The following is a 14,541-nucleotide window of genomic DNA, read 5'->3' as shown; positions in this document are numbered from 1 at the left end:
CGTCTCACAGTTTTGAAAAACGCCACATCTTGTGGCGTTTTTTATTTTTGGTACACTGGCAATCTTAATTGATCGATGTTCAATTACGGCTTTGCTAGTAATTGGCCCTCATACATCGATATACTGTGTTTGTTATCAAATTGTGATCTTGGATCAGGATGATCCAGATAACCGACATATCTTTTTTCACCAAGGAGGTGACATGCGACTAGGAAAGTGCATGCAGATAGGCTTGCTGGCTGCAGGGATCATTGCGGCTCAGGCTTCGGCTCAGGTTGCCTTGCCGGCGACAGAAACGACCGAGCAGGAAGTCAAACAAGTTCAGTCTTCCCTACAAGTTCAAAACCGGGTGTCGGCCTTGCGCCAATACTATGACAACAGTGATTTTGCGTCGCTGGAAACCCAGTTATCCCCATTGCCCCCCTTGCAGCAAGAAGCGGTGCGTAGCCAGCTGATTGACTATGCTATCGACTATGCGGCTAAACCCGACGGGTTGGATCAGGCCAAGGCTGATTGGCTTGAGGTACAGGCGGCCCGTACGCCAGCGTTTAATGTTGTCGAACAAGGTGATGGCTACCTGGTGACCAAGTCGGCTTTCCACTATGGCGCCAAGGCGCGCAGCTTGGTGATGCGCTGGCAGCAGCAGCTGTTGGCCCTGCAGATGGTGGAGCAGGCCGAAAACGGTGAGCTGCAGCTGTCACAATGGCTGACAGGGGATATCCACACCCAAACTACCCGGCGTGATATTTTCCTTGCCCAATTGCCGGCGTTATCTGAAACGGCTGTGGACGTGCTGGCCGCGCAATTTACCTCGGACAGCAAACTGGTTTGGCTACCGGACAATGCCGTGATTGCTGCCGTGGCTGCTGCCTCTGGCGATGAGGGAGTCTACCATTTGTTGTGGCGACGCCGCAGCGATCAGTACAGCCTGGCCGAGCTTAACCGGCTGGCCGAGTTGGCACCGCAGCCGGCAGCCACCCAACAGCTGATGGCGGCGACGATGAACCCGACACTGAAGCTGCAGGCTTATCGCGCCCTGATCACCCTCAAGCCTTTACCCATGTCGACCAGAGATTTTCTCAGTGACAAACTGAGCGAGGTCGATGATGGCGAACTGGTGGCGACCGAGCTTGCCCGCAGTGGCTACCTTGATTGGCTCGAGCAACTGGCGTCGGTCAGCCGCAGCCAGGTACTTCAGAAGAATTTTCGTTCGGCAGTTGCTCAGCTCCCCTAGGCCGGTTTATACCCGGCTAAGTAAAAATCTGCCTGCTGGTGGGGAATAGGTTGGATCGCAGTGGCCGGATTTTCCGCTGTCCTAGCGTTAACAAGTCGTTATAATGTTTGATAATGATTATTTGTACCCGGTGTCTGTAACCAACATCGGGTGCTGGTGTATTTAGGATAGGTAACCGCAAACCGATGAAGTTCAAGGATCTGCGAGAGTTTATTGACTATCTGGAACAACAGGGCGAGCTTAAGCGTATCTCGCAGCCTGTCGACCCGGATCAGGAGATCACTGAAATCTGTGATCGTACCCTGCGTGCCGGCGGTCCGGCATTGTTGTTCGAAAATCCAGTTGGCTACGATGTGCCGGTATTGGCCAATTTATTTGGTACTCCTGGTCGTGTTGCCATGGGGATGGGCCGGACCGACGTCCGTGAGTTGCGTGAGGTCGGTAAGTTACTGGCTTATCTGAAAGAGCCCGAGCCGCCGAAGGGCTTCCGCGAAGTGCTGGATAAGCTCCCGGTGTTCAAGCAGGTACTGAATATGCCCGTCAAACGGCTGCGCAGTGCCCCGTGCCAGGATATTGTTTGGCAGGGTGACGACGTCGATCTGGATAAAATTCCGGTGATGAGCTGCTGGCCTGATGATGTGGCACCGCTGCTGACCTGGGGACTGACTATCACCAAAGGACCGAATAAAAAGCGCCAGAACCTCGGGATTTACCGCCAGCAGAAGATTGGCAAGAACAAGATCATCATGCGTTGGCTGGCCCACCGTGGCGGTGCGCTGGATTTACGCGACTGGATGGACACCCATCCGGGCGAGCGGTTCCCGGTGACGGTGGCCTTCGGTGCCGATCCGGCCACGATTCTCGGGGCGGTGACGCCGATCCCTGATACCTTGTCGGAGTATGCTTTTGCTGGCCTTCTGCGTGGGCGTAAGAGCGAAGTGGTCAAGAGCCTTACCAATGAGTTGGAAGTACCGGCCAGCGCTGAAATCGTACTTGAAGGCTATATCGACCCGAACGAGTTTGCCGATGAAGGCCCATACGGTGATCATACCGGCTACTACAACGAAGTCGAACGACATCATGTGTTCACGATTACTCATGTGACCATGCGCAAAGAGCCTATTTATCACAGTACCTACACCGGTCGCCCGCCTGACGAGCCAGCGGTACTCGGGGTGGCATTGAACGAAGTGTTCGTGCCTATCTTGCAAAAGCAGTTCCCAGAGATTGTCGACTTCTATCTGCCGCCAGAAGGGTGTTCCTACCGAATGGCCGTGGTGTCGATGAAGAAGCAATACCCTGGCCATGCCAAACGGGTGATGATGGGGGTATGGTCCTTCCTGCGCCAGTTTATGTATACCAAGTTTGTGATTGTGGTCGATGAAGACGTCGATACTCGCGACTGGGATAGCGTGGTCGGTGCCATGACTCGAGACATGGATCCGGTACGCGATACACTCCTGATCGATAACACCCCGATAGACTCGCTGGATTTCGCTTCTCCGGTCGTCGGCCTTGGATCCAAGATGGGATTGGATGCGACCCGTAAATGGGAAGCCGAAACCGCCAATGCCATTGCTTATTCCCGTCCGCAAGCTGACTTGGATCACTCTGCTCTTGAGCAGGCAATCAAACAGCAGTTTTCGGAAGTGATTGATTGCTACCTGCCGCAGACGGCTGAGTGTGGTGGCATGGCCATTGTCACCATCAAGAAGGAGAAAGTTGGTCAGGCATTGCAGGTGATGGAAGGGATCTGGTCGCGCTTTTCCGATCAAGCCGATACTAAATTCATCATTGTCTGTGACGATGATGTCGATGCCCGCGACTGGAATGATGTGATTTGGGCGGTGACCACCCGGATGGATCCGAGCCGTGATACCCTGATGGTTAACCCAAGTGCAGGGCTGGGGGCCAAGATTGGTCTGGATGCCACCAATAAACTGCCGGGTGAGGCTTCCCGTGAATGGGGAACGCCTATTACCAAATCGCCTGAAGTGGTCGCCCGAGTCGATGCTATTTGGGATGAATTGGGGATCCTGAGTTAATCTTGTTAGTAAGCTCAGCCTGTAACCCTGATCAGTAAATCAAGTTTGATTAGCAAGGCCCGGCTGAAGCCGGGCGTGAGAAAATAAATATGTACCAAGTCCGCCTGCTGCCTCATGATATGACGTTTACCATCGACGGTGAACAAACCGTACTTGAGGCCGCGCTCAACGCAGGCATTGCTTTTCCCAACCGCTGTCAGGTCGGTGCCTGTGCCATGTGCATGTGCCGCAAGCAGCAGGGGACGATTCGCTATCAGCTCGAGCCGATGCTCACCGAGAAGGAGCAGGCAGAAGGCTGGATATTTGCGTGTCAGGCAATGGCAAGTAGTGATTTGGTGCTCCAGCTAGATTAGAGGAAGAGAATGTCCATCAAATGCGAAGTAACATCTGTCGAACCGTTAGCCTGTAATACGTTTCGTATCCTGCTGCGCCCAGAGACAAAAATTGAATTCAAAGCGGGTCAGTACCTATTGGCCGTGATGGGCGAGAAGGACAAGCGTCCGTTTTCTATTGCCAGCAGTCCGTGCCGCGAAGGAGAGCTCGAGCTGCATATTGGTGCCGCCGAGCACAACGCTTACGCCATCGAGGTGGTGGAGAGCATGAAAGCCGCACTGGCAGCGGGCACACCGATTGAGATCGAAGCACCGCACGGTGAAGCGTGGGTACGCGAAGACAGTGACAAGCCATTGCTGCTGATTGCAGGTGGTACCGGTTTTTCCTATGTTCGCAGTATCTTGGATAACTGCCTGAGCCGTGGTGTCAGCCAGCCGATCTTTGTTTACTGGGGCGGCCGTGACGAATGCCAACTGTATGCCAATGATGAGCTAAATGCACTGGCGGATCAGCACGGTAACCTGACCTATGTCCCCGTGGTCGAGAGTGCGCCGGAAGGCTGGCAGGGCAAAACGGGCAACGTGCTGGAGGCCGTCAGCGATGATTTCGTCAGCCTGTCAGCCTATGACATCTACATCTGTGGCCGCTTCGAAATGGCCGGCGCTGCCCGCGAGCAGTTCTCGGCCGAGAAAGGTGCCGAGCGCGAGCGCATGTTTGCTGATGCGTATTCGTTTATCTAAATACAGTTCCTAGGTTATAGATTCTAGTTCCTAGGACTTGGAAAAGACAAAAGGCGAACCCATCGGGTTCGCCTTTGTTGTATTTGACGTTGTTGTATCTAAGCCTTGCTTACGCCCGCGCCATTTCCACCTTACGCTTGACCCAGGTTTCGTTGAACCATAGCGAAGCGACAATGATTGCCCCTCCGATGGCGAGGCGAAGGTAGTCAACATCCCGGTTCCAGATGACGAGGTTGACGATAAGACCGGCAGGGACCAAGGCATTGTTCATGATCGCCAGTGCGCCGGCATTGACCAAGGTCGCTCCCTTGTTCCACAGGTAATAGCCAAGGCCGGAGGCTACCGTGCCCAAGTAGATCAAGATTCCCCATTGGGTATTGCTGGTCGGCAGTTGTTCGGTATTGCCGAACAGCAGGAACATCGGCAGCGCGACACAAACGGCTCCGAGGTAGAACAAACCAAAGACCGTATGCTGTGGGATGTCTTGTCGTTCCTGCTCCATGACTCGCTTGTAGCCTACCTGGCCGATGGCAAAGCTCAGGTTGGCCCCTTGGACGATGAGAAAACCGGTGATGAAATTTTCGTTGATCCCCTCGAATTTGATCACGGCTGCACCCAATACCGCGATAGCAGCGGTCGCAAGATACCAGATCGAAAAACGGCGATGTAGCATGTCATAGATCAGGGTGACATAGATCGGGGTGAAAATGGTGAACAGCAACACTTCCGGTACGCTCAGGTAGAGAAAGGACTGGTAATAAAAGCAATACATGATCCCGAGCTGGAAGGCGCCGACGGCCATTATTTTTAGGGCCAGCGAGCGGTGGAGGTGCTGACGGCGCAAGAAAGGCAGGAAAATCAAGGCAGCCAGACTGACGCGGGTGAGCACCGAGAACCAGGCGTCGACCTGACCGGCGAGATAGACCCCGATCAGGCTAAAGGAAAAGGCCCAGAGCAAGGTAACAGTGGATAAGTATCCCATAGTGTTTTTCAGGGGTGATTGGTTGAATGATGGCGCAAGTGTAGCGAAAAAAAGAGGAAGGAAATACAGGCAAATTGTACGGTTAACGCCACGGTGCAAGTGCTGAAAAGGAGACGGGCACGGTGATCGGACCGTGCCTGCTGGGCGTAACTAGGAAGGATTTCGCAAAAACTATTTGAGTGGGATCATCAGCATGTCGACCGGGGAGCGGTTGATCAGCTGTTTGGCCGAGCTGAGGATTTTGCTCCAGAAGTCTTGGTGATGGCCGCAAACGACCAGCTCGATGCTCATATCGTCGATAGCGTGGCAGATCTCTTCGCTCAGATCGCCACTGCCGACTAAGGTGTGGGATACCGGGTAGTTGGCCTTGTCAGCCAGTGCTTGAAGCTGTTTCTGGGCTTCGTCCGCCATGCGGTGCTGGGCATCAGACAGGTTGATATCAATCAGGCCGGTATAGAGCTCGGCATAGTTGACGTCGATATGGATGAGCGACAATTTGGCGTCCAGTGCCTTGGCGAGTTCAGCGGCTTTGCCGACGATGACGTGGCTGTCATCTGATAGATCGATAGCAACCAGAATGTGTTTGTAAGCCATAGTTTTCACTCCTTGACTTAGGGGCTTTGCTTCATGCTAGCACCTAATTTTGGGAAAAAATATTACCGTGATCGCAACTTGTTCGGCCATTTTACGAAATAATTCTAGCAGTGGAATTACTTGAATTTTTGAACTTTTTTAATCTAATTCGCTGGTTTAGCCAAAACGTATCATAGATTCTCTGCTGACCTGCACGATGAGTTGCATTCTCGCGTTGGCATTGTGACAATGGTGAGAACAGCGTTTTCATACCACCCGTTGAGATTGGTATACACTAGAATAGATAGGAGTAGTGCGATGTTAGCTCAAGCAATGGTTGATAAACTCAACGAGCAAATCAACTTAGAGTTCTTCTCTTCCAACCTTTACCTGCAGATGAGTGCATGGTGTGAAGACAAGGGCTTTGATGGCGCGGCAGAATTTCTGCGCAAACATGCCGTTGAAGAAATGGAACATATGCAGCGTCTTTTCACTTATGTCAGTGAAACAGGTGCAATGCCGATTCTTGGCTCCATTGAAGCACCAAAGCATGAGTTTTCCTCGTTGGGTGACGTGTTCCGTGAAACTTACGAGCATGAGCAGCTGATCACCGATAAGATCAACAAGCTTGCCCATGTTGCGTTTACGACCCAGGACTACTCGACGTTTAACTTCTTGCAGTGGTATGTGGCAGAGCAACACGAAGAAGAAAAACTGTTCAAAGGCATTATCGATAAGATCGAGTTGGTTGGTGAAGACGGCAAAGCCTTGTTCTTCATTGACAAAGACCTAGCCGCAATGGCGAAAGCTGGATCGACATCAATTATGGATTCACCAGCTGGCTAATAAATTCGGGGGGCTGTGATGCCCCCTCATCAAAGTATGGCCAGCTGATCCGTCACGTTGTTCGGGGGCTATATTATGAGTGGTGACGCAATCTTACTCGCACTTTTTTTGGTCGCTGTGGTGAATGTTTCTCGCTATGTCAGTACTTTGCGTACTCTGTTAGCGGTCATGCGCGAATGCGATCCTCTTCTCTACCAGCAAGTCGACGGCCGTGGGTTTTTCTCGTCCCAAGGCAATGTCACCAAGCAAATTCGGTTATTCCACTATATCCGCAGCCATCAGTACCATAACCACCACGATCCGGTGTTTATGGATAAATGCTCGAAGGTGCGGCGGCTATTTATCCTCGCCAGTACCTATTTGATGATATTTTTAGTCGCTATTTTTGTGGTGGCGTTCCTGGGTATTTAACAAATTGCGGGTAAAACCAGCAGTAGTGGCACAAAAATACTCTCTAACATTGCTAATACGTAAATATGAAACTAAGTTAGCCACCTGTTTTTATCTAGGTGGTTGCTATGACTCATATTTATCAATGGTGGAGTGCATTGCAAAGAGGTGTAAGCCAAGACTGGATGTCCAATGTCGGCTTACTGCTTTTGCTCAGTGCCTGTATGTGGGGGGCTTGGCTGTTGGTAACCCGGCATTTGTCGACAGCGGCTGAGAAAACCCGGATGGTATGGGATGATGCCTTGATAGATGCCATCAGGAGGCCTGTCAGTTGGCTTATATGGCTATGGCCGGCGGCATTCTCCCTTGGGGTGGTTATCGATAATACCTCGGGCTATTCCAGTGCATTTTTGGCCAATGTCCGTCACCTGATGTTGGTTTGGACGTTTACCTGGGTGTTGCTACGCCTGATCACTAATGCCGAGGATGCGATATGCCTGACGGCTAAAGATGTCACCAGCATCAACGCAGTGTCGAAAATCTTACGCTTGATGGTATTGGTGGTTGGCGGTTTGGCCATGATGCAGAACCTTGGACTGAGCCTGTCCGGGGTACTGACATTTGGTGGTGTAGGCGGCTTGATTGTGGGTATGGCTGCTAAGGATTTGCTGGCAAACTTCTTCGGCGCGATCATGATTTACTTTGACAAGCCATTCAAGCTTGGGGACTGGATCCGAAGTCCGGATCGGGAAATCGAAGGTGTGGTCGAGAAGATAGGCTTCCGCATGACGGTGATCCGCACGTTTGATAAGCGACCGCTGTATATCCCCAATTCTGTGTTTAGCTCGATAGTGGTGGAAAACCCGTCACGTATGCTCAATCGACGTATCAAGCAGACAATTGGCCTGCGTTATCAAGATGCCGCCGTTATCGAAAACGTGGTTGATGATATCAAGGCGATGCTGTCGGTTCATCCTGATATCGATACCTGCCAGACCTTGATTGTCAGCTTTGATAACTATGGCCCGTCCTCGCTGGATATTTTGATCTACACCTTTACCAAAACCACTGGATGGGTGGAATACAAGGCCATTCAGCAGAATGTGATGCTGGAAGTTGTGAAGGTTGTTCATCGTCATGGGGCTGATTTTGCCTTTCCGACTACCACGATCAGGCTGGCGGATCACGCCCAGCATGAAAGTGCGCAGCTCGACAATGCGTTGGTTGCGAATGCGCGACAGGAGAGGGCCCGCTTGACAGCCTAGTGAAGTGGGGCTGTGCCGCGAGGAGATCGCCGCCTAAAATATATTCAGACGTCATTGCTATTTCTATTCGTTGTGTAGGTGGGTAGAATAGCGGCGTTGATAAGGGATGCTGGCCAGTTTAGGTTACCGCATCCCTTTTTTATTTGTTTTACTCGGGTCGTGAACGGTAGAAATATGGCAGAAAAGTTCGATGTAGTAATTATTGGTGCAGGCGCAGCAGGCTTGATGTGTGCGGCCGAGGCGGGCAAGCGTGGACGCTCTGTGCTGGTGGTCGATCACGGCAAGAAACCGGGGCGTAAAATTCTGATCTCTGGTGGTGGCCGTTGTAACTTTACCAACTACGATGTCGCTGCAAGCAACTTCGTCTGCCGTAATCCGCACTTTGTGAAGTCGGCTTTATCCCAGTATACCCAATGGGACTTTATTTCAATGATCGCTAAGCACGGGATCGCCTTCGAGGAGCGTGATCACGGCCAGCTATTCTGCGAAGAGTCAGCCAAGGAGATCGTGGCCATGCTGTTGGCCGAGTGTGATTTGCCGACGGTACAGCAGCGCTACCAGGTCGGTGTTCATGACATCGCCAAAACCGAAGGCGGCTTTAGCCTCAAGCTCAATACCGACGTGGTGGAGTGTGAATCACTGGTGGTGGCAACGGGTGGCCTGTCGATGCCAAAACTGGGTGCCACCCCGTTTGGCTACCAGATTGCCGAGCAGTTTGGTTTGAAGATGGTACCGACCACCGCGGGTTTGGTACCGTTTACCCTGCACAAGGAAGACAAGGAAGCGTTCGCCGAGCTATCGGGCATTGCCATTCCAGCGTTGGTTGAAGCTGAAGACGGTACCACTTTCCGGGAAAACCTGCTGTTTACCCACCGTGGCCTGTCTGGACCGGTGGTTTTGCAGATCTCGTCTTATTGGACGCCGGGCCAAAAGGTAACGGTTGATTTGCTGCCGGATCTGGACTTGGAAGAAACCCTGATCGCTATGCGCGACAAGCACCCGAACCAGAGCTTGAAAAACTCGCTTTCTCGCCTGCTGCCAAAGCGTTTGATTGAAGTGCTGATCGAGCGTGGGGATCTGGTTGATAAGCCGCTCAAGCAGTTCAACCCGAAAGATATTACGGCGATGGCCAATTATTTCCATCAGTGGACGATTGCCCCCAATGGTACTGAAGGTTATCGGACTGCCGAGGTAACCTTGGGTGGTGTTGATACTGATGAACTGTCATCGAAAACCATGGAAGCGAAAACAGTGCCGGGTCTGTACTTTGCGGGTGAGGTGATGGACGTCAGCGGTTGGCTGGGCGGCTATAACTTCCAGTGGGCGTGGAGCTCGGGCTTTGTGGCTGGGCAATATGCCTAGTTACTGAAAAGGCTTTAGCCATTTGTTCACAGCGGTGCACTGCACCGCTGTGTTGTTTGTGAATTGATTAATATACGGGTTGTTTTGAATTTTAATGATTCCATACCTTGTTGACCGTTAACCATTCATTTACCTAAATCACTCCCTAATTTTACGACTGTAAATTCACGACAAGTATTTGCTAAATTTGCTAGCAACCAGCCTTAAAATGCCTATAATCCGCGCACTTTTTATGATTTTTACCATCTCTTAGCGGAGTAGAGCTTAAATGAAAAAAATCGCATCAAAAGCGATCGTAATGACCCTTCTTGCGACGTCTCTTTCTGGTTGTATTGGTCAAATGGGCACCTCTCAGCTGGTCACCAAAGCCAACCTGAGCGCAGTGGATAACCGTTATGGCCGTGCTGGCCTGTTTGTGCTGCTTAGCCCGGTATACGGTATTGCGGCGACGGCTGATCTGTTCATCTTCAACACCGTTGAATTCTGGACAGGCAAGAACCCAATCACGGGTAAGTCACCGGCTGTCGCAGATACGCCTGTTGATGCGATTTTCAAGGTGAATGGCCAGCTAGACCCATCTTTGACCACAGTGCCGTTGGCAAGTGTTCAGAATAGCGATATTGAAGCGGCAAGTTTCCGTCAGGTGGATGCGCGTACGCTGGAGATGAATGTGGTTTACCAAAGCGGTGAGCAGGCTGTGCTTCGCGGTGAACGTGCCGGTGATGATGTGAACTTCTACCTTGATGGTGAGTTCATCACTGCGGTCAGCGTTGCTGAGCTGAGCCAGTACGCTAACAACCAGGCGTAATCATCTCGCAGGTTGAATGTTAGCAAAACGGGAGCCTTAGGCTCCCGTTTTTGTTTCTGGGCTATCTTGGCTGAGGTTCAAGGTCATGGCTCTAGACTCAAGGCTTCTCGGTTTGGGGTGCAGGCTGTAGCCCTTGCCAGAGGATCTGGAAGGCCCCTTGTTGGTATTGTGCCTGCCGACCCAGTTCGGGCTGCTCGATAAACAGCTGGGCTGTGCTCAGAAAGTGCTGGCGAAAAAAGCTGAGTACCAGTGGCATCGGCAAGGGGGCGAGCAGCCCTTGGTGCTGTGCTTGCTCGACCCTTTCACCAATGAACCCCATGGTTGTCAGCATCAGATCCTGGTGGCGGCTGATGGTGTAGGCCGGGTCGTGGTTGAGCTGCAGCATGAGCTTGAATTGGCAAGGGTGATCAACGGCCCACGCCAATGCTCGCTGCCACAGTTGCCGTAGTTCATCGGGCAATGTCGCGGTATCCGGTGGGGAGGATAAGGTCTGGGCTAGATCCTGCTTGGCCTCAAGGTACAAGGTATCAACCAAGTCCTGTTTGCTGGCAAAGTGGTGGAATAAGGTGCCGGTGGCGACCCCGGCCTCACGCGCAATGCGGGCGGTCGATGTTGCCTGTACCCCGTTGGTGACAAACAGGGCCAGTGCGCTATCAAGTAATTGTTGTCTTCTCATTGTGCTCCTGAACACATCACAGCCTTAACGCATAAAAAAGGCCAACATCAATTTTTGCCACCAGCGATTATAAGGTGGTTTGATCAGCCCGGTGGTGGCGAACTTATGCTGGTTCAGTACCGTCTTGGCCTTTGAGAAAGTGAGGAAACCTTCCTTACCGTGGTAATGCCCCATGCCGGACGGGCCAATACCGCCGAAGGGGGCATCATCGGCCGCAACTTGCAATAGGGTTTCGTTGATCGCCATCCCGCCCGAAATGGTCTCATCACGGACTTGCTGCTGGACGGCTGGCTCCTGACTCATGAGATAAAGTGCCAGTGGGCGCGGACGCTGCTGAACAAAATCAATAGCATCGGTCAGTTCATCGTATTCAATAACCGGCAGTAGCGGGCCGAAAATTTCTTCCTGCATCAGCGTGGCCTGACTGGGAATATAGCTGAGAAGATGGGGGATCAAACGGTGCTGAGTGTCACTGCGCGCTTTCTCGTGACACGGAAAGACATTGGCACCGAGCTGCTTGGCTTCGTCAAGCCACTGGCACAGGCGCTGGTATTGGCGCTCGTTGATCACCGAGGCAAAGTCCGGGTTATCCACCCCGTCCGGGTAATGGTGGTTGAACTGTTTGATAAAGTTATCGATAAAGGCTTGGGCCAGTCCTTTGGGTACCAGAATATAGTCGGGGGCAACACAGATTTGCCCGGCATTCATGCATTTTCCGAACAGGATCCGTTCTACCGCTAATCCTATCGGCATATCTTTCGCAACAATGACTGGGGACTTGCCCCCCAGTTCAAGGGTCACCGGTGTCAGGTTGCCGGCAGCAGCCCGCATCACATGGTGGCCGACAGCAGTGGAGCCGGTAAACAGTAGGTGGTCAAACGGTAACTGGGTGAAGTGGGCGGCGGCGTCTGCTTCACCCTCGAACACGGCAACTTGATCGGGCTGGAAGATCTCTTCAATCAGGGTGCGGAGAACCTGGTTGGTCGCCGGGGTAAACTCGCTGAGCTTGATCATCGCCCGGTTACCTGCGGCCAGGGCAGAAACCAGCGGCCCGAGGCTGAGCATCACCGGGAAGTTCCACGGCACCACGATACCCACCACACCGACCGGCTGGTAGTGAACGGCAACTTTGGCAGGGGAAAGCATCAACCCGGCGTGCCGGCGAGAGGGTTTCATCCAGCGTTTGAGCCGTTTCAGGGTGTAATTGATGTTATTGATACAGGGGACAATATCGGCGACTAAGGAATCTTGGTGGTGGCGTTGACCGTAATCCTCGTCGAGTGCTTGGCAGAACGCCTCCCGGTGTTGCTTGATGGCACGCTTGAGGGCGGTGAGCTGGCTTTTTCGCTCGTCAAGAGAAGGCATGGTGGTCTCCCTGAAGGCCGCCTTCTGGGTTTGTAGTGTACGGTCCATTTCGGTGCAGTATGCTGGCTGGATCTGGATATTCTCGGCCACAGTCATCGGTGGGTCTCCCTGTCAATAAAACTGACTAGTCAGTCGGTTTTAGTATAGAAGACTTTCCCTGGCGCGGAGCTGGAAATTTACCCGATTATTTTTTATGGCCGCTTTTCTCGGCATGGAACACATCGATAAAATGATTGAAATAGTGCTGGAGTTGCTCGGCATCTTGAGGGAAACCGGCTGTTTCAAGCAGCGAGATCCCAGCTTCGCAGGTGCACAAGTTGCCCTGTTTCTGGTTGCGGCGCAGGGCGTAGGTCGAGTTTATCGTTGGGGTCAATTCCAGCCGTGGCAAGGTAGCCAGCCACGGGCTGCGGCGGATCATCTTGCGCGCTTCCTGCCAAGTCGCATCGAGCAGGATGAACAAAGGCGTTTTGCGAGTGTGTGTTTGGTATGGCATGGCTGGCACGGTGTCATCGCCGGGAAATAGCAGCCAAGGCTGGTATTGGGGATCGGCCAGCATATCCAGCAATGCTCGGGGAGGGGTAGTCCTATCCCAGATTTGGCGCTGGCAGTGGGGCAGGCTGCGCTCCATCAACTGGCCGGTATTGGTGTCTTTGTTTAATTCCTTGGGGTGAGTGAGTAAGACAAAGACATACGGGCAGTTCAGCGCGGGCTCGGCGTGACAGATACAGTTGTGGTGAAAGCCGCAGCGCGGGCAGGGAGTATTCATGACGATGGATTGTAGCCAGTGGGTTATGCCACGCAGTGTGGCATAACCCAACCCAAAAAAGGAGGGTTTTCCGTTTTGTCGCTTATTCCTGCACTGGGCTGAGCTTGTCGAGGGTTAGGCCACTGTCGCCCAGCTCATAGGTTTCGCCGTTGATGACCTCTTGGCGGGTCGATAATTGGCCATCCTCACGAGTAAACAATCTTTCGCTTATCAGCCTGCGGCCTTGGTACTGGGCCATGGTGACTTTGATTTTGCCGTCACCGGCTTGTTGCCAGAAGCCTTTCTCGCTCAGGCCTGGCTGTCCATCACTGTAGCTGTACTCAGTGACCGCCGAGTGATCCGGCAGCAGGTTCAGCGTCGTTGTCAGTACTGTCGCACCCAAATCGCTATGGCCCTGATATTGGCCGACCCAATGTTGGGTAACGTCAGTGGATCCGAGCGTGGCGCATCCGGTATATTCCGTACCTTGCCAGATAAGGTTCGACTGCCAGCCATACAGTGCATCGCTCATGGTGTCGTTGCATTGGGCCTGGGTGATGGTCAGGGTAAAATCACGCCCCTTGTAGGTTTGCTGTCCTGAGCGGATATCGCGGCTGGTAATGGACTGCTGTTGGGTTGGATAGCTGATCCGGCTGAGAGAGGCCGTGTCCCCGGCGACGTCGATAGTCCACCCAGGCTCATTGCCAAACGCCCGTGTTTTACGCGGTGGTTGCTGGCAGGCCTGACGCATTTCGCTGGCAAGTAAATTGATTTGTTTGACGTTGAAGCGAGCATCATAGTCGGCGGCAAAACCTTCTTCCGGCGCTGGCTCGAGATAACCGATAAATTCGCCGTACATCGGCTCGTATCCGCGTGGTGCTACCGCATTCGCGGCGGGCAGATCACCTGCCGGCAAATGCAGCCAATACTGCTGATTGCTACCGCATGGCTGAATACTACGGCTTTCGTGGCCGAAGACGACCTGACCACGCAGCATGAAGGCCTGCACCTTGCCGCTGCTGGTGGCAACCTCAGGTGTGGTTAGCGCTTCTTCTTCTGGCGTTGGGCCGGTGGCAGGATCACTGGCACAGCCTGCTAGCAGCAAGATGGCGGCTATTGGTGCTAGGGTAAGTTGTCGGCATATCATCGGGATCCCTCGTTGTGATAGGCTGGGTAT

At 52.8% G+C, this 14,541-nt stretch carries 15 protein-coding genes; 9 read left to right on the top strand and 6 right to left on the bottom strand.

All coding sequences use genetic code 11. From position 1 onward, the window contains the following. Positions 1–202 precede the first annotated feature (202 nt). From L4D79_RS22145 to fre, 4 genes are all read left to right on the top strand, one after another. Entirely contained in the window at positions 203–1,234 is a 1,032-nt protein-coding gene (locus tag L4D79_RS22145; protein WP_428654449.1) for a hypothetical protein, read from the top strand. Between the two features lie 185 nt (positions 1,235–1,419). Then, positions 1,420–3,279: a 4-hydroxy-3-polyprenylbenzoate decarboxylase gene (gene ubiD / locus L4D79_RS22140; RefSeq protein ID WP_428654447.1), complete on the top strand. Its 1,860-nt coding sequence runs from the start codon at positions 1,420–1,422 to the stop codon at positions 3,277–3,279. Positions 3,280–3,368: 89 nt separating this feature from the next. Further along, a complete protein-coding gene (locus L4D79_RS22135) occupies positions 3,369–3,632 on the top strand; it encodes a 2Fe-2S iron-sulfur cluster-binding protein (RefSeq protein WP_107349675.1) in 264 nt (87 codons plus the stop codon). Positions 3,633–3,641: 9 nt separating this feature from the next. After that, positions 3,642–4,352: an NAD(P)H-flavin reductase gene (fre, locus tag L4D79_RS22130; RefSeq protein ID WP_428654445.1), complete on the top strand. Its 711-nt coding sequence runs from the start codon at positions 3,642–3,644 to the stop codon at positions 4,350–4,352. A 109-nt stretch (positions 4,353–4,461) separates the two neighbouring features. On the opposite strand, the gene L4D79_RS22125 is transcribed toward fre, so the two are convergent. Further along, on the bottom strand, positions 4,462–5,334 hold the full coding sequence (locus tag L4D79_RS22125; protein ID WP_428654443.1) for a carboxylate/amino acid/amine transporter: 873 nt from the start codon (positions 5,332–5,334) through the stop codon (positions 4,462–4,464). Positions 5,335–5,505: 171 nt separating this feature from the next. Beyond that, positions 5,506–5,928 carry a universal stress protein gene (locus tag L4D79_RS22120; protein ID WP_428654441.1) on the bottom strand — a complete coding sequence of 141 codons (423 nt, stop codon included), beginning with the start codon at positions 5,926–5,928 and terminating at the stop codon, positions 5,506–5,508. A 297-nt stretch (positions 5,929–6,225) separates the two neighbouring features. Between L4D79_RS22120 and ftnA the strand changes: the two genes are divergently transcribed. From ftnA to L4D79_RS22095, 5 genes are all read left to right on the top strand, one after another. Next, on the top strand, positions 6,226–6,753 hold the full coding sequence (gene ftnA, locus L4D79_RS22115) for a non-heme ferritin (protein WP_428654439.1): 528 nt from the start codon (positions 6,226–6,228) through the stop codon (positions 6,751–6,753). Between the two features lie 72 nt (positions 6,754–6,825). Beyond that, entirely contained in the window at positions 6,826–7,164 is a 339-nt protein-coding gene (gene uspB, locus L4D79_RS22110) for a universal stress protein UspB (RefSeq protein WP_428654519.1), read from the top strand. Between the two features lie 107 nt (positions 7,165–7,271). After that, positions 7,272–8,408, top strand: a complete 1,137-nt coding sequence (locus L4D79_RS22105) for a mechanosensitive ion channel family protein (RefSeq protein ID WP_428654437.1) — start codon at positions 7,272–7,274, stop codon at positions 8,406–8,408. A 174-nt stretch (positions 8,409–8,582) separates the two neighbouring features. Beyond that, positions 8,583–9,770 (top strand): BaiN/RdsA family NAD(P)/FAD-dependent oxidoreductase, encoded by a 1,188-nt coding sequence (locus L4D79_RS22100; RefSeq protein WP_428654434.1) that lies wholly within the window; start codon positions 8,583–8,585, stop codon positions 9,768–9,770. Between the two features lie 268 nt (positions 9,771–10,038). Continuing rightward, positions 10,039–10,578, top strand: a complete 540-nt coding sequence (locus L4D79_RS22095; protein ID WP_428654431.1) for a DUF3332 domain-containing protein — start codon at positions 10,039–10,041, stop codon at positions 10,576–10,578. A 97-nt stretch (positions 10,579–10,675) separates the two neighbouring features. Here the strand turns inward: L4D79_RS22095 and L4D79_RS22090 are convergent, their stop codons facing one another. The 4 genes from L4D79_RS22090 to L4D79_RS22075 form a co-directional block, all read right to left on the bottom strand. Beyond that, positions 10,676–11,254: a TetR/AcrR family transcriptional regulator gene (locus L4D79_RS22090; RefSeq protein ID WP_428654428.1), complete on the bottom strand. Its 579-nt coding sequence runs from the start codon at positions 11,252–11,254 to the stop codon at positions 10,676–10,678. Positions 11,255–11,278: 24 nt separating this feature from the next. Next, on the bottom strand, positions 11,279–12,709 hold the full coding sequence (locus tag L4D79_RS22085; protein WP_428654517.1) for a coniferyl aldehyde dehydrogenase: 1,431 nt from the start codon (positions 12,707–12,709) through the stop codon (positions 11,279–11,281). A 94-nt stretch (positions 12,710–12,803) separates the two neighbouring features. Then, positions 12,804–13,385 (bottom strand): tRNA-uridine aminocarboxypropyltransferase, encoded by a 582-nt coding sequence (locus L4D79_RS22080; RefSeq protein ID WP_428654426.1) that lies wholly within the window; start codon positions 13,383–13,385, stop codon positions 12,804–12,806. Positions 13,386–13,467: 82 nt separating this feature from the next. Next, positions 13,468–14,511 carry a COG3650 family protein gene (locus tag L4D79_RS22075; RefSeq protein WP_428654424.1) on the bottom strand — a complete coding sequence of 348 codons (1,044 nt, stop codon included), beginning with the start codon at positions 14,509–14,511 and terminating at the stop codon, positions 13,468–13,470. Between the last annotated feature and the right edge of the window lie 30 nt (positions 14,512–14,541).

The organism is Photobacterium satsumensis, assembly GCF_050336935.1.
GTDB classification, from domain to species: domain Bacteria; phylum Pseudomonadota; class Gammaproteobacteria; order Enterobacterales; family Vibrionaceae; genus Photobacterium; species Photobacterium satsumensis.
This window is presented reverse-complemented; position numbering and strand designations above follow the sequence as displayed.

Coding starts and splice junctions, on each gene's coding strand:
- L4D79_RS22145 (WP_428654449.1), top strand. CDS start 203: ATGCGACTAGGAAAGTGCATGCAGATAGGCTTGCTGGCTGCAGGGATC.
- ubiD (WP_428654447.1), top strand. CDS start 1,420: ATGAAGTTCAAGGATCTGCGAGAGTTTATTGACTATCTGGAACAACAG.
- L4D79_RS22135 (WP_107349675.1), top strand. CDS start 3,369: ATGTACCAAGTCCGCCTGCTGCCTCATGATATGACGTTTACCATCGAC.
- fre (WP_428654445.1), top strand. CDS start 3,642: ATGTCCATCAAATGCGAAGTAACATCTGTCGAACCGTTAGCCTGTAAT.
- L4D79_RS22125 (WP_428654443.1), bottom strand. CDS start 5,334: ATGGGATACTTATCCACTGTTACCTTGCTCTGGGCCTTTTCCTTTAGC.
- L4D79_RS22120 (WP_428654441.1), bottom strand. CDS start 5,928: ATGGCTTACAAACACATTCTGGTTGCTATCGATCTATCAGATGACAGC.
- ftnA (WP_428654439.1), top strand. CDS start 6,226: ATGTTAGCTCAAGCAATGGTTGATAAACTCAACGAGCAAATCAACTTA.
- L4D79_RS22105 (WP_428654437.1), top strand. CDS start 7,272: ATGACTCATATTTATCAATGGTGGAGTGCATTGCAAAGAGGTGTAAGC.
- L4D79_RS22100 (WP_428654434.1), top strand. CDS start 8,583: ATGGCAGAAAAGTTCGATGTAGTAATTATTGGTGCAGGCGCAGCAGGC.
- L4D79_RS22095 (WP_428654431.1), top strand. CDS start 10,039: ATGAAAAAAATCGCATCAAAAGCGATCGTAATGACCCTTCTTGCGACG.
- L4D79_RS22090 (WP_428654428.1), bottom strand. CDS start 11,254: ATGAGAAGACAACAATTACTTGATAGCGCACTGGCCCTGTTTGTCACC.
- L4D79_RS22080 (WP_428654426.1), bottom strand. CDS start 13,385: ATGAATACTCCCTGCCCGCGCTGCGGCTTTCACCACAACTGTATCTGT.
- L4D79_RS22075 (WP_428654424.1), bottom strand. CDS start 14,511: ATGATATGCCGACAACTTACCCTAGCACCAATAGCCGCCATCTTGCTG.